Annotated in this window: 20 protein-coding genes; 4 read left to right on the top strand and 16 right to left on the bottom strand. The window is 50.7% G+C overall.

The window, feature by feature from the left end:
* The first annotated feature begins 91 nt into the window (after positions 1-91).
* The 4 genes from LARV_RS06870 to LARV_RS06855 all read left to right on the top strand — a co-directional run bounded on the left by LARV_RS06870 (position 92) and on the right by LARV_RS06855 (position 2,449).
* Positions 92-340 carry a hypothetical protein gene (locus tag LARV_RS06870; protein ID WP_075072939.1) on the top strand — a complete coding sequence of 83 codons (249 nt, stop codon included), beginning with the start codon at positions 92-94 and terminating at the stop codon, positions 338-340.
* Positions 341-418: 78 nt separating this feature from the next.
* Entirely contained in the window at positions 419-1,123 is a 705-nt protein-coding gene (locus LARV_RS06865) for a DUF4386 family protein (RefSeq protein ID WP_152031738.1), read from the top strand.
* Position 1,124: 1 nt separating this feature from the next.
* Entirely contained in the window at positions 1,125-1,832 is a 708-nt protein-coding gene (locus LARV_RS06860) for an NAD(P)-dependent oxidoreductase (protein ID WP_075072938.1), read from the top strand.
* Positions 1,829-2,449 (top strand): putative hemolysin, encoded by a 621-nt coding sequence (locus LARV_RS06855; protein WP_075072937.1) that lies wholly within the window; start codon positions 1,829-1,831, stop codon positions 2,447-2,449. The genes LARV_RS06860 and LARV_RS06855 overlap by 4 nt, the downstream gene beginning before the upstream one ends.
* Before the next feature lie 607 nt (positions 2,450-3,056).
* On the opposite strand, the gene LARV_RS06850 is transcribed toward LARV_RS06855, so the two are convergent.
* The 16 genes from LARV_RS06850 to LARV_RS06775 all read right to left on the bottom strand — a co-directional run bounded on the left by LARV_RS06850 (position 3,057) and on the right by LARV_RS06775 (position 15,834).
* Positions 3,057-3,380 carry a hypothetical protein gene (locus tag LARV_RS06850; RefSeq protein WP_075072936.1) on the bottom strand — a complete coding sequence of 108 codons (324 nt, stop codon included), beginning with the start codon at positions 3,378-3,380 and terminating at the stop codon, positions 3,057-3,059.
* Between the two features lie 121 nt (positions 3,381-3,501).
* Positions 3,502-4,998, bottom strand: coding sequence for an RNB domain-containing ribonuclease (locus LARV_RS06845; protein ID WP_075072935.1), 1,497 nt, complete (start codon positions 4,996-4,998; stop codon positions 3,502-3,504).
* A gap of 64 nt (positions 4,999-5,062) precedes the next feature.
* Positions 5,063-5,467 carry a hypothetical protein gene (locus LARV_RS06840; RefSeq protein WP_075072934.1) on the bottom strand — a complete coding sequence of 135 codons (405 nt, stop codon included), beginning with the start codon at positions 5,465-5,467 and terminating at the stop codon, positions 5,063-5,065.
* Positions 5,468-6,053: 586 nt separating this feature from the next.
* Entirely contained in the window at positions 6,054-6,602 is a 549-nt protein-coding gene (locus LARV_RS06830; RefSeq protein ID WP_172797800.1) for a Dps family protein, read from the bottom strand.
* Positions 6,603-6,757: 155 nt separating this feature from the next.
* A complete protein-coding gene (locus LARV_RS06825; protein ID WP_075072932.1) occupies positions 6,758-7,513 on the bottom strand; it encodes a phosphatase PAP2 family protein in 756 nt (251 codons plus the stop codon).
* Complete coding sequence (locus tag LARV_RS06820; protein ID WP_075072931.1) at positions 7,506-8,486, bottom strand: diacylglycerol/lipid kinase family protein; 981 nt, start codon at positions 8,484-8,486, stop codon at positions 7,506-7,508. Before LARV_RS06820 ends, LARV_RS06825 begins: the two co-directional genes overlap by 8 nt.
* A gap of 81 nt (positions 8,487-8,567) precedes the next feature.
* On the bottom strand, positions 8,568-9,461 hold the full coding sequence (locus LARV_RS06815; RefSeq protein WP_075072930.1) for a YihY/virulence factor BrkB family protein: 894 nt from the start codon (positions 9,459-9,461) through the stop codon (positions 8,568-8,570).
* Entirely contained in the window at positions 9,448-10,695 is a 1,248-nt protein-coding gene (locus LARV_RS06810; protein WP_075072929.1) for an AI-2E family transporter, read from the bottom strand. Before LARV_RS06810 ends, LARV_RS06815 begins: the two co-directional genes overlap by 14 nt.
* Positions 10,692-11,966 carry an AI-2E family transporter gene (locus LARV_RS06805; protein ID WP_083522384.1) on the bottom strand — a complete coding sequence of 425 codons (1,275 nt, stop codon included), beginning with the start codon at positions 11,964-11,966 and terminating at the stop codon, positions 10,692-10,694. The genes LARV_RS06810 and LARV_RS06805 overlap by 4 nt, the downstream gene beginning before the upstream one ends.
* A gap of 15 nt (positions 11,967-11,981) precedes the next feature.
* On the bottom strand, positions 11,982-12,317 hold the full coding sequence (locus LARV_RS06800) for a hypothetical protein (protein WP_075072927.1): 336 nt from the start codon (positions 12,315-12,317) through the stop codon (positions 11,982-11,984).
* Positions 12,318-12,700: 383 nt separating this feature from the next.
* Complete coding sequence (locus LARV_RS06795; protein WP_075072926.1) at positions 12,701-13,270, bottom strand: hypothetical protein; 570 nt, start codon at positions 13,268-13,270, stop codon at positions 12,701-12,703.
* A complete protein-coding gene (locus LARV_RS06790) occupies positions 13,267-13,830 on the bottom strand; it encodes a hypothetical protein (protein ID WP_075072925.1) in 564 nt (187 codons plus the stop codon). Before LARV_RS06790 ends, LARV_RS06795 begins: the two co-directional genes overlap by 4 nt.
* A gap of 402 nt (positions 13,831-14,232) precedes the next feature.
* Positions 14,233-14,892, bottom strand: a complete 660-nt coding sequence (locus tag LARV_RS06785) for a rhomboid family intramembrane serine protease (protein WP_075072924.1) — start codon at positions 14,890-14,892, stop codon at positions 14,233-14,235.
* A gap of 124 nt (positions 14,893-15,016) precedes the next feature.
* Positions 15,017-15,175 carry a lmo0937 family membrane protein gene (locus LARV_RS20150; RefSeq protein ID WP_152031737.1) on the bottom strand — a complete coding sequence of 53 codons (159 nt, stop codon included), beginning with the start codon at positions 15,173-15,175 and terminating at the stop codon, positions 15,017-15,019.
* 63 nt (positions 15,176-15,238) lie between these two features.
* Entirely contained in the window at positions 15,239-15,493 is a 255-nt protein-coding gene (locus tag LARV_RS06780) for a GlsB/YeaQ/YmgE family stress response membrane protein (RefSeq protein WP_075072923.1), read from the bottom strand.
* A 125-nt stretch (positions 15,494-15,618) separates the two neighbouring features.
* Entirely contained in the window at positions 15,619-15,834 is a 216-nt protein-coding gene (locus LARV_RS06775) for a CsbD family protein (RefSeq protein ID WP_075075140.1), read from the bottom strand.
* Between the last annotated feature and the right edge of the window lie 276 nt (positions 15,835-16,110).

The following is a 16,110-nucleotide window of genomic DNA, read 5'->3' as shown; positions in this document are numbered from 1 at the left end:
TCAATCACATCATGTGGTGATGACGGCTCACCACGCCCGACGGTATCTTATAGCAGATCGATGACGAGAGAGATGCCAAAGGCATAAATCGATGCACCCACCGAACACTGAAATTCAGCAATACGAGATCCGACTCAAGGGACATCTTGAAGCCCGCTGGGCGAAGTGGTTTGATGGCCTGACCATCACGCTGGAGGAGAATGGCGACACACTCCTGAGCGGTCCCGTGGCAGATCAGGCCGCTCTGCATGGCATACTCAAAAAAGTACGCAATTTGGGTTTGACCCTGCTCTCGGTGAATCCTGCCCATCCAGATACCAAGGAGGTCCGCAAGACATAAATCCTCATTCAATTTGACACATATCAAGCAGTTTCATTCAAAGCAAGTGATCCAGATTGTTTCAAAAATGGAGATCAAATGAAAACTTTACACAAATTGGGTGGTTTTGCCGCGCTGTACCTGGCAACCGCCTACCTGATTGGAATGGTACTCTTTCTCGCCGTTCTGGACTACCCCAGCATCACCGATCCCGCACAAAAAGTGGCTTTGCTCGTCGAGAAACAGGCGATCATCTTTTCGACCAACCTTCTTATGTACGTGTTCTTTGGCGTTTTCCTGATTGTACTGTCGCTGGCACTGTACGACCGGCTGAAGTCCGGCGCACCGGCATTGATGCAGGCAGCAACCGCGATTGGGCTGATCTGGGCGGGCTCGCTGATTGCCAGCGGCATGGTCGCAAATGCCGGGATCGATCCTGTCGTCGCCCTGTATGCGAAAGAACCGGCACAGGCAGCGATATCCTGGCAGGGAATTGAATCCGTGGCAAGCGGACTGGGCAACGGCAATGGCGAAATCCTGGGCGGCTTTTTTGTACTGCTGGTCAGCCTGGCCGCGGTACGGGCTGGCGGACTACCCAAGCGTCTGAATATCCTCGGTTTACTGGTTGGGGCAGCGGGGATGATCTCTCTTGTTCCAGGCTTGACCGAACTGATGACCGGAGTATTTGGCTTGAGCCAAATCATCTGGTTCGTCTGGCTGGGAGTCATTCTCCTGCGCGGTAAGGTGAGCAAGGCAGCAGAGAACTGGTCTGGCGCAACTGTTAGGGCGAGCCAGGGGAGGTGAAATGATGAAAGTTTGCATCATTGGTGCATCTGGAAAGCTCGGAAAGTACATGATCCAACACGCGCTGGACCGGGGTTATGAAGTGGTCGGGGTGTGCCGTGAGCGCAGCGTCAGTAAGCTGGATGCATTCAAGGGACGGATCAATATCGTGCCAGGAATGACCAATGACCGCGCGGTGATCCGGTCGGCGGTGGCGGGGTGTGACGGCGTTCTCACCGTGCTGGTACCGTGGGGGTCTGATCACTACGCATCGGGAACCGCTCAGGCGGTACTCGACTTTGCCAAACCTGGCGCGCGCCTGATCTTCTCCTGCGGTTGGCATATCACGCGGGATGGCAAGGATGTGTACCCGCCATCTTTGAAAAGAGAGGAGAAGATCGTTCGCTGGCTGACGCGGATTATTCCCTTCGCGGATATGGACGACCAGGTGGAAGCCTGCCGGCGGATTTTTGCGAGCGATACCCAATGGACGGTTGTGCGCGGCAGCGATCTTGAAGAAGGCGAGAGCCAGGGTCTGCCTGTATGGAGCTTCCACGTAGGGGATCCCATTCTCGCCAGCAATATCACACGTCGTGTGGACTACGCCCTGTTCATGGTTGAGGCGCTTAGGAACAACGCGCTTATCCACGAGGCTCCGGCCATTGTCGGCTGCCGAACGCCTTCCGCGCTGGCATATGCCGCTGCTCAGCAATACGAGATGAAAAAATGAAAAGGATTCTCATTTTTACAATCATTTTGATGGCACTGGCAGGGTGTTCGGCGCGCCAGGGCCAAAGACCTGAACCTACTGCGACTGGCGTTCCTCCGGTGAATATGCCCAATCCTGCTTCGGCCTATTGCGAGCAGAACGGGAACAAACTTGAGATTGTCACCGCCGCCAATGGCAGTCAAAGCGGACGATGCGTTTTTCCGGACGGCAGCGCCTGTGACGAGTGGGCTTATTACCGGGGAGAGTGCGGCCCTGCAGCCCCGACCAGCCCCACACCCAGCGTAACGGTTAATGCAACTATGGAAGCAACCCGCGATCCAGTTGAAAATGGCTCGGGCGGTTACATGCCACCTGGTACAACGGAGGAAATATCAGACTGGTGGGGCGTCGTCAAGAGTACACCGCCCGGCGCTCAATATGACGATTATTTTGAGAGGCGGGATTTAGGTGGAGTCATTGCCTTTGGGATTAATTCCACGATCCCAGAAGTGCAGTCACAGATCGAAGCGGCACGCGATAGTGGCAAGATCGTTCACCTTTATGGCACATTATTCAGTAACGTCCCTGACTACAACGGCTCGCAGATCCAGGTGGATCGTATCGAGGTTGAAGGATAAATAACAACGGTTATGCCTTTTCGGACTCACAAGCCTCAAGAAATCCGGAATCACTGAAAACCTATCGGCATGGATAGGTTTTCAGGTAAAAACCTACCGATATTGATCCATTGAATTACAATCAGCGGAATGATGTATGTTAAAACCAAAAACGACCATTTCAGGTCGTCTCGGAAACAGTAGTAAGGAGTGGACTCGTCCTTCACTCCCGAAGGACATCGGGGCGATGTGGCAGCCATGAAACCACTGCCCTAAAGGGTACTCACGTGACCTCCGGGTCATGAGAGATTTTCCGGATTTCGGAACGTTTTTAACTCAGGCTATTCAATTTAGCCTGGCCTGAGGGACGCTCTTCAGAAGAGGCCGGAGGATCTTTGATTACGAGTTAGTAGACGTAGATTAGCGACTTTTTTATGACAGAGTCAAGGGGTAACTTTTTCACGGCATATAAACAATGCTACCGATTGTTCCGTTTTGGAATAACGGATCGTGTTAATTTATCAGGAAAGCTTGTTTGCTGAATTGCTAACGACCATTCACCTTACGCATGGGGAAAACGCATGAGGGTAAATAGAGTTTGTCCAGAATAATGAAATTATTATTCATCTCATGACTGCCGATCGTGGATGATCACCTTGAAGGGTGCCCCTTTGAAAACCTGGACTGTATCAGGATCAGAGGGAATAACCACTTCCTGAACATCCTCAACACCAAAAAATAAAGGAAGATCGCTTCCAGTATTGGTCCCAAAACTCCACTGATCATGGAGGTTTCCCGACTGGGCGCCGTTTTCATTCAGCTCACCCGGATAAAACCATTCTTTCGTAAGAAAAGTATGACCGGGATAGAAGTCAAACTTCCTTCCTAACATCCCATGCGAAGTTAGCTGAACCGCACGCCCGATAATTACTTGTACAGGTTGTTTGCTCATAATTTCCTTTCCGAATCACTCCTGCAGTTTTCGCCATCGTACAAAATACCGATTATTCTTCTTCCCAGTGAATTCTCACCACCACCATACGACAGATCGTCGGGTAATAATTCATTCTGCCTTACCTGGACCCAACCCTTTGGAAATCGATAAATCCTTTATCTACGTCCACATAAAGGAGCTGTACTCGAATTCGATCGCCGACATCGACCCTCTCGAATCCTTGAACCAACTTCCCTTCCACTGGCACAGAAAGCAGCCGAACCCAGGTACCCTTGTCGGCTGCGCCAGTGACAATCGACTCGAATTGTTCGCCAATTCTTGATTCGAGCAGCAGTGCTGCGGCGGATTTTCCAACCTGACGTTCGACTTTATTGGCCGCATCTTCTGCTTCGGTGCAATGCGCGGCCAGAGCATCCAGTTCATCCATGCGGTAGGGCAAAGGTTGATCTTCGAGAGCAGCTTTTAGTAAGCGTTGCGTCAGCAGGTCGGGATAACGCCTGTTCGGAGCGGTCGAATGGGCATAGTCCTTGACTGCCAGGCCAAAGTGTCCCGGGATATTTCCATCCGGTTGTTCGGCAATATATTCACCGGGGCCTAACAACTTGATCACAGCCAATGACAGATCAGGGAAACGCAACGGATCGGCTGCTTTTTGGCTGATCAGAAATTCCTCCAGTGATTTTGAATTCGGGCTCTCAGGAAGCATGTACTTGTGATCCGCGGCAATTTCGACAATCCGCTCCCATCGTTTTGGCGTCCGTACAACGCGACGGATCGAGGGAAACTTCTTGCCTGATAAATATCTTGCCGTCACGCCGTTCGCAGCAATCATAAAATCCTCGATGATTTCTTTGGCGCGGTTCTTTTCTTCCATTTCGAGAGCACGAATTTGATCCCCGTCAAACACCGGTTTGACCTCAATCGTTTCCAGGCTGAGGGCTCCATGCACGTGGCGTAAATTCTTCATCCTTTGTGCTGTTCGATCCTGCAATTGTAAATTCTCGGCCAGCCCGGGAACAGCAGCAACGCCTTCAGGAATCTCTCCACTCTTCTCCAACCAGGCTGCCACACTGTTATAAGCAAGTTTCGCGTGATTTCGAACCCAGGCCCGGTAAATATTCGATTCCTCCACCGTTCCGTCAATGCCCACCAACATTTCAATGACAATGGAAAGACGATCCTCCCTGAAATTCAGGGAGGTGATGTAAGTGGAAACCTTTTCCGGCAGCATTGGAAATATCTCTGCCGCGGTATACACCGAGGTGGTGTTATTTCGCGCATGATCATCGATCGCGGAGCCATTCTTAATTGAAGAGTCCACGTCGGCAATGGCAACATAGATCTTTACTTTTTCGCCGGGCATTGATTCGGCTACGGTCAGCTGATCCAAATCACGCGAGTCATCGTTGTCAATCGAAGCCCACAGAAGGCTGCGCAGATCGCGAAACGCGAGTGAACCCACATCGGATTTACCCGTTGTCAACGTTGGGACGTGCAGGCTCTCAAGCTCTGCGAGTGCATCGGTAGAGAAATCAGGCAGCAGGCCGCGTTCAAGCATTACGCGATGGGCGATCCTTTGTAAAATAACCCGATGGTTTTGATCATATGCATTCATAAAACATTCCGCTCAAATGTGAAAATCAAGAGACCCCTGACAAACGGCCATGGATGGCCTTCTTTCATCTCAGATAACGGTCGCGGATTTTGGTCGCAATCTGGCGATCGGTCATCTTATCCACGGTTTCAATACCCACGATGCGCTCACCAAGTCCTGCAAGTTTGAGCCGTTTTTCAAGCTCGCCTTTCGCTTCGCCTGGGCCAAAAATCCAGATGGAATCAGCCTTACGGATCATCGATATAATCCCGTCATAGAAGCTGTCAAGGTGATCGCCAAACTGCCGATCACGCATATCCTCAGCGGTCGATCCTTTGGGCTGATTGGGATCTTTCGATTGCGCGCCGCTGGAAAAACGGGCGTGCTTCTCCACGTTCGATCGAATTTCCAGGGTCACTTCGATCTCGTCTTCGATGGTCACAATCACCGCCTTGCGATGATCGATCCATAAACCCACTTCCTTTTTCATAGCTTTTTCCTTTTCGCCCGGCTCAAATTCGCTGCGGGGCGCTACCCTTTTCCGGGATGCGGTTATTCAGGCGCCGAATGCTTTGGTTTCAGACGTGTGCGATCTTGGCTAAAGCTCCGGTTCGTCCTGTAGAATTGTCCGAGCAGTCGTTTCAATTCGTCTACAGCCTTCTCATTGGTGTAACCATACCGATTCCGAATAAGGGTCAGAAACTGTTCGCGCTTCCGGTTGATCTTGTCTGGATCTTCAGCGCTATGTTTCCTCAACAAGTCATGAACCTTACCATAAGGTTTTTTGGGTATTCGCTTGATGATCATCTCGTGAACCATTATTGTTACGACCCCTCCGAGGAAGATACCCCGCCTAGGTAGCGGGTTTATAGACTCTGCCTTCTTTCATGGCTTCTTGTTTCAACCTGCGCACGTGAGTGCGCTGGCCTTTGGGTAACCGTTTGACCTTCTTGGTATTCACCTTGTTCGCCATGGTGCACTACTCCTTGTTCTATCGTAATTCGAATCATGTCTGAAGGATCATCATCCCACAGGTAAACTGCCGGGCAACCGGATCGGGAGGCGTTTGGGTTTCGTTACCCCTGACTTCCTCTACTTTCGCCGGCAGTCAACTCAGGATCGATATTCGAACGCAGCATCCACGCCATCTTTTCGTGCAGATTCAAAATGTCCACCAGTAAGGCGTGGGAAACTTCGTCTTCATATTGTTCCGAACACTTCCGCGCGTCCTCACGCAAGAAACGGATGGAAACCTCATGGTCAGCGAGAAGATCCAAATAACCAGGCACCTCACCTGGATGTTCCTTTATGCGCGCGATCTGGAGAAATTCCTTCAGATCACAAATGACGGTCCCGCCCAGTACTCGAATTCGATCCGCGATTTTTTCAGAGGCTTCTATTAACTGCGTAAATTGGGAATTAAGGATGATGCGCTGTTCTAAGAATCCTGCTCCTGTCACATTCCAATGAGCATTGCGGGTCTTTACGGCCAGCACCATTTCATTGGCAAGTGTATGGTTAAGAATTAAGACAACCGCGCGGTAAGCATCGCTATCCAGCCCAATATTTGGCTGGATAGAGACTCGCAGCTTTGAGTCGATTGAATCCTTGCGATTGCGCTCCAAGTTACTTCCTTTCCATAACAATATTTGCTGTAACCCCATCCTATTCGTAATATGCTATCTATGTCCCTAAAACAACCTATAAAAAACCTATCAAATCAAATATGAAACGGGTTGGTATTCTTAGCGTTCTGAAAGACGCCTCTTTCTCGATTGTTTTACCCAATTCGGGTCATCCCATTCCCACTGACCATCATGCCAAGCAACCCCCAGGCGCTGCCCAGGATGGCACCTGCCAGGACATCCCGTGGGTAATGCGCACCGACATACATGCGAGTGATGCCCACCAGGAATGCTGTGGTATACAGCAGGAGTACCACCCAAACACTCATATGAAAATGCTGGGCTATCAGCGTTGCCATGAAAAAAGCCTGACTGGTGTGCCCGCTGGGGAAAGATCGCCCATTGGCCCGATTGCCGATGGTGCGTGTCTGGGCTAACCGGATGAAAGGCCGCGATCGGTGTACCAGAAATTTCAACAATTCGACCACCAACCATAACGCCAATGTGCCAAGAAGGAATTTATAAGAAAACAGGTGATTGCCGGTCAAAAACAAAACCAGGCCAATCGTCAGTGCAGCTATTCCACTGCCTATTTGGGTAAAACCTAACATCATTCGATCCAACCATAACGGGCGTGGTCCCCACAAATTAAAGGCCAGGAAAGCCCAGGCGTCCACCTTTTGGCCGGCCGTCCATACTAGAGAGACCGCCAGTAAGCTGAAAACCAAAAGCATACTTGCAAGGATTTTATGGGATCGTAAACCTTCCCAATAAGCAATCCGCATATCAGGCGGCAGGAATACAAGAAACACAACCAGGCCGATCGTCAGGCCGACCAACCGGGCAATTGGTTGATGCCGATTTACCCAAATGGAAAAATGACCCCAGATTCCGACATTTACTTCAGGCAAGGGTCACAGAATCCTTTTCCTGCACAAGGTTTTCGCCGAAGTTCAGTCCGACCATCACTGCCAGAACTCGTCGGCGCACTTCAATACTTACCTGCCCTTCTCCTAATGCAGTCCCATCCACCATTACCGGCATGATAGGGTTCGTTTTTATAACCACCTTGTGTACATGGAAATGCTGGATACGGGGGTCTTCCGGCTTATCGATACCCACGCCCTGGAAAACGTAGTTCAGCAAGTCCAGCTTGGTCAAATCAGCAAAGAACAACACATCCAACAGGCCATCTTTGAATGAGGCGGCAGTGCCAACCTGATAATGGAGACCGATATATGGCATATTGGAAACCAGCACCACATGACCCAGATTATGGATTTCCGGCTTGCCATCCATTAACAAGTGAATTTCCGCCGGCGGGGAAGCTGCCAGCGTAGTCAAAAAATCGCCCACCCGCGCCAGGTTGCCATGCTGGATATCGTCTGCGGATGGAAAAAGGGTGGATATCAATCCCACCGAGCATACTTCCAGGAAAGGCATGCTTTCTTTTCCGCAGGTCGCCATTCCAACATCCACTTTGATTCGCCTACCCGTTCGCAGGATGGCAATGGCATCTGCGATATCCGCAGGGATGCCCAGGCTAAGGGCCGTATTATTCTGGGTGCCGATGGGGATAATTCCCAGGGTAGCGCGGGTACCGGCCAGAGTTCTGGCTACAGCCGAAATGGTGCCGTCTCCGCCGCATACCACGAATATACGGATCCCCCGCGCAACGGCATCCTGGACTCCCTTTTCCAGATCCCAACCCGGTTCGACCAGGTAGGCTTCCGGTACCAGTTTCCAGGCCTGCATCTCATGAATTACATCCACGATTTCGATCGGTGATGCTCGGGTCGCTCCCGCGCTGGGATTGAAGATCAGCATGGCTCGCTTGGATCGTTTGTTTGTGGGATGAATTGTCGTCTCCTGATTTTCATTCATAAAACTCTGTCCTTTGTTTCAAGTTTCACCGGTCCTTGTCTCCATTTTCGCCGAACGTTAGGAGGTATTAGCCAACTGTTTTCAGGGGGCCGTTTGTTGTTGCTGCCGCCTGTACTGGAGATAAGAAACACTCAAGTAAGCACCAAAAAGAAAGATAAGACCGCTCAAATAGGCCCAACTGAGGACGGCAATGATGGCTGCCACGGAACCATAGATGAGGTTTGAAATGGATAGATATGTGGAGATGAATAGCAAAAAGGTTTTTTTGGCAAGCTCCCATAGCAAACCCGCCCCAATCGCGCCGGGCAAGATATCGCGCCAGCCAGATGTTGCATGAGGGAGCATCAGATAAAGCACAAAAAATAAAGCAATATCAAGCAAAATAGCCAATGCAAATCGAACGCCATCCAAATTCTGAAGAACCTGATCCGGTAACCAGGTGATCAGGTTGGCAAACGAAGCCAGAAAGAGGATCAAGGCAACGAGACCCAGGACTAATAACAAACCCAGACCACGCCGCGTCCAGACAGGACGATTTCGTTTAATACCCCAAATTTTACTTAAGGTGACGGTAAGCAGGGAAAAAATGCTGGAGGCGGACCAAACCAGACTTAGTAAAGCCACAATAGTAACCGGTCCGCGCACCCGAATGATTTCATCAATATTCTGACCTAACAACTGTCCAAGCGCAGGTGCAATAAACTCTAACCTTTGAATGATAAGGTGCTGGTCCACCAACGAGCCGAGGCTTAAACTGGCGATGGCGATGATCAAGAGAGTGAAGGGGAAGAGGGAAAATACAGCAAAGTAGGCAATCGCCGCGGCCGTAATCACTGAGTCTGGCTTTAGGGAGTGCCTGATCGCGTTTGCCAAAATCCCTAACCAGCCGTGCGCACGTTCATCCATTCGGTTCGCGCTGCGGATACCCAGCTGCCAGAGCCGTGATAGTTGCCTGGCTATTTTATTTGCGGGCATCAGGCGCTTCCTGCTCTGGTTGGGAATCACCATGCAATAATTGATCAGGCAGTTCAACGGGCTGAACTACCTGCAAAATAGGTTCGGCTTTCGCAATCAATTGGGTAAGCCTCTCCATACTGCTGGTTGCCAAAGGCGGAGGAGGTTCATCCATCGACTTTAGGATGTCCCAAATCCGGTCTTGCCGCTCCTTAAGATCCGAGATCAGAGCCGCTGACCCTGCAACAAGGCGATGGCTGACCAGGCGGCTCCACAGGATTTGGCATACAACGGATAAGGGTGGCGCCAGGATGATGCCAACCAGACCAAATGCGTTGGCAAGGGCGAGGAGTAGGACGACGGTGAGAATGGGATTATCCCATCTTCGTTTGAAAAGCCGCGGCTTGACCCAAACTCCCAGCGCAATCAAGACAATGAGTGTATAAAGCCCCGTAAATATACTAAGCTGTGCACTGGTTAATAGCCCCAGCAAAAGCACCGGAATAAGCGCCAGAACTGCCCCAACCACAGGTATCAGGCAGGTCAGTGCACCTGTTAGCGCTAAGAGGGCCGGGTACGGAGAACCAAGAAGCCAGTAACCCAGACCTAATAGTAGCCCGGCCAGGATACTTTGGATTACTTCACCGCGTATGTAAGCCCCGATATCTGGCTCAACCCTCCGCCAAATACCACGCGCCTGTTTGCGCTGTTCTGATGGAAGCAACGAGAGCCAGAGTCGCTCGAAAGAAGTCTGACTGATGCTCCAATAGATACTCAAGAACAAGATGATGAATCCGCCGCTCACGACGCCGCTGATGCCCTGGGTAATGCCAAGAATGGCCGGCAGGACGAGCTGCCCCTGGCTGCCAGTCACTGCCTCGAAGAGCTTGCTTGGCGGCGGCAACCGAGCTACCAGAGCATTTTCGAATGAGCTGCCCTCCAGCCATACCGGCAGTCTCCACGTATCCTGCACTGACACCGTTTGGGCTAACTGTTGAATATCCTTGACCGCTGACTTGCCGGTTAGAAAGAGGAAGAAGCCGAAACCAGCCAAAACCATCAGGTATAAAATTAACCAGGCCGCCCGCACCAGGTAACGTCGCCCGACAAGGCGGTTTGCCAATGGACGCAGCACTGACGCCAGCATTAGCGAGATCAATGCATAACCGAGAACGATCCGAAATTGCCACAATACCACCAGGGCCAGCAATGTGGTCATCACTGCCATAGCGTAGGTGATCAACCGCTTTGTCATGGCGCCTCTGGAGGGCGGACTTGTGCCAGCAGTGCATCAAGGTCGGTTGTGATTGCCTCTATCTCATCCATCACTTGATCAATCTGCTTAACCCTTAAGTCCGAGCCCCATTTTGTGATCCGTGCCTGCCGGCGAAGATCCTGGGCAAGGTCCTGAGCTTCATAACGCAGGCGGCTGGCATAATCGCGGTCCGTTGAAATCTCCGGTTCCACCGCGACTGGATGAAATACGAAGCGATCGAGTAAAAGCTGAATAATGGCTGCAATAGGGATCGCCATGAGCGCGCCGGCAATGCCAAACAAAGAGCTAAAAGCAAATATCGACAACAATGAAACAAACGGATTGACTCCCACCGCCTTTCGCATGACGCGCGGCACCAGCAGGATATTTTCCATCTGCTGAATGACCAATGTGGCGATGATTACCCACACCAACTTGGAAGGTGCGATGGATAAGGCAATTACGCTGGCTGGAATGGCGCCGAGTAGCGGTCCAATCATAGGCACAGCCTCCAACACGCCTGCCACGAGCGCTAACAACAGAGCATTGGGTAAACCGATCAGCAGATAAGCAATCAACGCCAGGATGCCGATGGTCAGACAGAGAACAGCCTGACCGGCAACATAGAAACTGACTTTGGTGGATATATCGGTAATCAATTGGTTGACGCTCTCGCGCCTGCCTTTTGGAACAAACAACAACAAGGATTGAATCGTTCGCTGACCATCGAGCGCCCAATGATAAACCAGTAGGAGAATAGCCGTTGCGATAAATATGGCGTTTGCCGCCATGGAAATATAGCCCGCCGCTTGCCCAGCAAGTATCAACATCTGCTGCCCGGATTGCTGTGTCGGTACCAGGCTCGGCAGCACCGCCGGCAGGAACTCACTCAGGCGCGCAATCAACGGATTGGGATTAAGCATCATCCACTCACGCAGGCTTTGGTAATAACCCGGTAAGGCAGTCGTAATTGTCGATCCTTGCTCAAAAATCAATGGAAATAACAACAATACAAAGCCGGTGAGTGCGGCGAACACCAGGAAGAAGACAACAAGGATACCGGCTATCCGCGGGAGCCCTTTCCGTTGCAGCCAGTTTACGATTGGCCGGATCACCGTGCCCAATACGATGGCGATAAAGAAGATGAAAACAACCTGGTAGAAACGATAGAGAAGCCAGAAGCAGAAGGCGACAAAAACAATGATGAGAGTTGCCCACATGACACGCCGAAATGTCCATTGAGCCGGTTGTGTTGTTGGATTGAGTTCCATGTTTTCAGCACACTTTCAGCACATTTTGGTTTGCGCGATCTGAGTATCCAGTATCGCCTGGGCCTGTTCAGTCTGGCTTACATTCAACAGATAGGCTGATTGTGAGACTGTCGCCGCCTGAGCCATGTCCAGGCTGGTCTGAGTAGCCTTGCGAGATAAATCCAATAACTGGCTCTGACCATAATCCATGGTAGCCTGGGCAAAAGTGTAAGCAGGATTTGGTGATGCAATTATGCCAGACGAGGATGAAGATGCAGGCGTGGTTAAAGGATAATTCTCACACCCCATCAGCATTTGGGCCATGAAGATTAGCAAGCCTGGCGATACGATCCACTGCCTGGTCTTATTCATTAAATAACCTTCGAGGGATGTACCTCTACCAAGAATCAGGATTAATCTTGAGGTTATCACCTGAACGACACGCTTAAGATAAGCGTATTGATGGTCACCAATTATCGTAAGCAAAAGGAGCTAACGATGTCCCTAACACGACCTATAAAAAACCTTAAAAAGAAACCTTCGCGATTCTGAGTAAAAAGAACCTACGCCAGACCGAATCCAGGAGGATCCGGCCAGAGGTGAAACCACCAGCCTCGTGCCAACTTCAACACGAACCAGGAATGCGGCATTTGGCGTTGATTGACCGTGAAAACGAATGACCTGACCCGCAGAAACAGGGGGCAGGTCATGATGCAATCCGAATATTTATCGGCCCAACTTGAACCGTTAACCTTTCAAACCACCAATCGATTGAAGAAGGAGCGGTAGCGCTGCAGGACTTTGCGAAGGTCTTCAGTAGAAACATCATTGCCCTGTTTCCATTGGCCCTCCAGCAAGCCATGTTCGCTGGCAAACATCTGGGTGATTTGTTCCATTACCTCAGATACCAACGCGTCTGCCTGCTGGACAGCAACACGCGGTTCGTCAACAAACATGCCCTGGATTTCATTCCAGCGCGTGCGAAAATGCTCTGAGTCTTCATGCTTTAGCAAAGCCACGGGTCCGACATTCGCGCCAACAGGAGTATCCTGGGTGATCGGTCCATCCTCTGGGGGCTCAGGGACCATCGTTTCCGCAACGGGGACGGCTTCAACCGGAGTCTCACCCATCGGGATCTCACCTGGGAGAGGCTCGTTCACCAAATCGTTCGGAGCATCCGTCTCTTCCATCGGCACCTCGTGAATCAGATCCGCGTTCACCGGAACGGGGTCAGTAAAGGGTTCTGGATTTACATCCGGGATGTTCGGGGCCTTTTCGGTTCGATCATAAATATCGGTGGGATTAATGTAATTCTGCTCATTCATTTCGATTTCTCCTCTACAACACCTGCCTCTGGTTTGAGGAGTTCATCGAACAGAGACCGGTAATAGATCATTGCCTGCCTTAATTCTTCAGTATCGGCCTGGTGATCTTTATTTTTGATCGCGATCACCCGCGCGGCGCGATAATTACTCACCAAAGCAGGATAGTTGACCGAGATATCGGCCGCCCGCTGCTCAAAATCAGATAAGGGATAGGCACGCACCTGCATGACTTCCATGATCAATCGATCGGCATCTACGATCGCCTGTCCCGGTTCATCGACGAATTTGGATTGAATGGCGGTCCAATCAGCCAGATAACGCTCGCGCTCACGATCTGTGAGTGGGCGAATATCCAGGCTCGCAACATGCTTCTGCCGTTCATCCAATTCTGTTTGAGCTTTCTTTTCGTCACCCAGGGCTTGCACAGTATGATCATACTCAGCTCCGAAGTGTTCATGGAGCCGGGTAGAACGATTTCGGCGCGCAAACACGGTAGCCATGATGATGCCGATGATCACCACGACTACAACAACGATGATGATGATGTAAGTCGAATTCACGAAACACCTCCTGGATTTCCCATGGTACTTCTGTTGAAAAACCACTCATGATTTTTCAACCATAATTTCCACGCATAGCGAGGATATCGGTAATTTGCAACTTGATCACTCCCATGTTACGAATTTGCGGCTATCTGCGTCCCCAAAAAAACCTATATTATTACTATAAATAACGGAATATTGGACATCCTGTTCGCCCACGGGTCCTTGTTTCCCATCCTTCGGCGTCTGCAGTTGCGCGAGGCTTCCCATCGCGTGGATTCAGAACAGACCTGGGAGGACCCTCCATATCATCGGATCGCCTGAATTTCCATTTCCATCTGGAGTAAAGTGGCGCTCAACCGCCCCAGCCATTCGGGGTGGCCGGAAACAAGCCAAACCTGGCGGAGCGACCGGCCAGGTTTATTCCCGTCCAGTCAATGCCGTCGTTCCACGCCTTCCACCCAGGAGAAATGTCAACACTAACCCGGCCAAGAATCCGCCGACATGCGCCATATAGGCAACCCCGCCCGTCTGTGCTGATGCTGCAATTGAACCAATGCCGCTAAATAGTTGCAAGACAATCCAAAACCCAATGACCACCAGTGCAGGCATCGGAATCACGCCTCTGCCCATCAACACATTGACTTTTCCCTGCGGGAACATCAAAATGTAAGCCCCCAGCACACCCGCAATCGCTCCAGATGCGCCCAAGTTCGGCACATTCGACCCCGTGCTGAAAGCCAGCTGTGCGAAAGTTGCCGCAACACCACACACCAGGTAAAAGATTGAGAACTTTACATGGCCGAAACGATCTTCCACATTATCGCCGAAGATCCATAAGTAAAGCATATTGCCCCCAAGGTGAACCCATCCGCCGTGCATAAACATGGAGGTGAGGATGGTCAGAAAGTCACCCCCCGGATTGGCAAGAAAGCGGCTCGGGACAAACGCCCATTTCTCAATAAAAGCGTCGCCCCCGCTTAATTCTACAAAGAAGAAGAGGACATTCAAAACGATCAAAGCATAAGTGACCAGCGGAATTGTTCTGCGAGAGCGATTATCATCACCGATTGGGAGCATAATGGGTTCCTTTCTTAACCTACCACCCGGTTATTCGGCCGGGTGGTAGGTTACTTTGCGGTCTCGCAAAATAAGGATTTATAAGCTTCGGTTGAGTCAGACTAATCGTCGAAACACCAGGGGATTACACCACCCCGAGCAGGTGCAAAACGACGAGGATGATGGCGATGACGATTAGCGTGTGAATCCAATTACCTGTGCGCGGAAATCTTGGACTGATATTCCGACCAAAGAAACCGAGCAGCCAAAGCACAACCAGGATGACGATGATAGTCCAGATCATGATGATACTCCTTTTGAATTAGCGATGGAAAACGACAGGTCGAACGAGGGGCGTTTGACCCGTCTATCTCCTGCGGCGTATCAAACGGACAATCGCCAGCAGGATGATGGCTCCCAGCAAGGTCACCAGCATGGTGGGAATAGTAATCGCGTCATTGATCGTTCCGATATGGAACAGAGGACTCAGGAAGTAACCAGCCAGGAAAGCTCCAATGACGGCTACAACGATATTGATCAGCAGGCCTCCGCGGTCATGCATGATTTCAGTTGCGATCCAGCCGATTACTGCAGCAGCGACCAGGTAAATGAGGATGTTCATTCTATTCTCCTATAGGAAGTATTGAGTTGCTTGGAATAGTCTTGTCGACTTGGCCATCCGCCCCCTCCAAAGAGTAGAGGGGATTACGGAGTCATTCCAATGGATTATCGGGGACAGATTCAAGCCTACTTTTTCAGAACGGTCTTGAACTCCGCCACATGCTTGTTCAGTTCCTCGACTGCGCGCTCGCGAGTGTAGCCATACTTCTGTTGGAGCAAACCGATGATTTGTTCGGAATTACCGGCTGCCTTTTCAAGCTCATCGTCGGTGAGTTTGCCCCACCACTCTCTCATCTGTCCGCGCATTTCTTTCCACTTGCCTTCGAAAATATCCTTGTTCATCATCTGACCTCGCATCCTTCGAATATGCTTGCCTCTGCGATTTATCCGGCGCTCCGGGAAGCATGGCGCGCCAGTCTTCCGATTCGTGTTTAGAATCGATCCTTGAAATCATCCTATACGAAATCGGCTATCAATATCCCATATTCAATCTATAAAAAATCTATCAAATCTAATTATTGTTCACGCGAAACACAATTTTGAGTCACATTTACAGTAAAAATCCACAAAGAGTAACCATAATTGGGTACAACCTTTGTGGATTCATTAACTGCCCTC

Source organism: Longilinea arvoryzae (genome assembly GCF_001050235.1).
Lineage (GTDB): Bacteria > Chloroflexota > Anaerolineae > Anaerolineales > Anaerolineaceae > Longilinea > Longilinea arvoryzae.
This window is presented reverse-complemented; position numbering and strand designations above follow the sequence as displayed.

What these genes read in the sequence shown, in the direction of transcription:
- LARV_RS06855 (WP_075072937.1), top strand. Translation starts at nt 1,829, where the DNA reads ATGAAAAGGATTCTCATTTTTACAATCATTTTGATGGCACTGGCAGGG.
- LARV_RS06780 (WP_075072923.1), bottom strand. Translation starts at nt 15,493, where the DNA reads ATGAACATCCTCATTTACCTGGTCGCTGCTGCAGTAATCGGCTGGATC.
- LARV_RS06810 (WP_075072929.1), bottom strand. Translation starts at nt 10,695, where the DNA reads ATGACAAAGCGGTTGATCACCTACGCTATGGCAGTGATGACCACATTG.
- LARV_RS06775 (WP_075075140.1), bottom strand. Translation starts at nt 15,834, where the DNA reads ATGAACAAGGATATTTTCGAAGGCAAGTGGAAAGAAATGCGCGGACAG.
- LARV_RS06850 (WP_075072936.1), bottom strand. Translation starts at nt 3,380, where the DNA reads ATGAGCAAACAACCTGTACAAGTAATTATCGGGCGTGCGGTTCAGCTA.
- LARV_RS06795 (WP_075072926.1), bottom strand. Translation starts at nt 13,270, where the DNA reads ATGAATGAGCAGAATTACATTAATCCCACCGATATTTATGATCGAACC.
- LARV_RS06805 (WP_083522384.1), bottom strand. Translation starts at nt 11,966, where the DNA reads ATGGAACTCAATCCAACAACACAACCGGCTCAATGGACATTTCGGCGT.
- LARV_RS06865 (WP_152031738.1), top strand. Translation starts at nt 419, where the DNA reads ATGAAAACTTTACACAAATTGGGTGGTTTTGCCGCGCTGTACCTGGCA.
- LARV_RS06840 (WP_075072934.1), bottom strand. Translation starts at nt 5,467, where the DNA reads ATGAAAAAGGAAGTGGGTTTATGGATCGATCATCGCAAGGCGGTGATT.
- LARV_RS06820 (WP_075072931.1), bottom strand. Translation starts at nt 8,486, where the DNA reads ATGAATGAAAATCAGGAGACGACAATTCATCCCACAAACAAACGATCC.
- LARV_RS06800 (WP_075072927.1), bottom strand. Translation starts at nt 12,317, where the DNA reads ATGAATAAGACCAGGCAGTGGATCGTATCGCCAGGCTTGCTAATCTTC.
- LARV_RS06860 (WP_075072938.1), top strand. Translation starts at nt 1,125, where the DNA reads ATGATGAAAGTTTGCATCATTGGTGCATCTGGAAAGCTCGGAAAGTAC.
- LARV_RS06785 (WP_075072924.1), bottom strand. Translation starts at nt 14,892, where the DNA reads ATGCTCCCAATCGGTGATGATAATCGCTCTCGCAGAACAATTCCGCTG.
- LARV_RS20150 (WP_152031737.1), bottom strand. Translation starts at nt 15,175, where the DNA reads ATGATCTGGACTATCATCGTCATCCTGGTTGTGCTTTGGCTGCTCGGT.
- LARV_RS06870 (WP_075072939.1), top strand. Translation starts at nt 92, where the DNA reads ATGCACCCACCGAACACTGAAATTCAGCAATACGAGATCCGACTCAAG.
- LARV_RS06815 (WP_075072930.1), bottom strand. Translation starts at nt 9,461, where the DNA reads ATGCCCGCAAATAAAATAGCCAGGCAACTATCACGGCTCTGGCAGCTG.
- LARV_RS06845 (WP_075072935.1), bottom strand. Translation starts at nt 4,998, where the DNA reads ATGAATGCATATGATCAAAACCATCGGGTTATTTTACAAAGGATCGCC.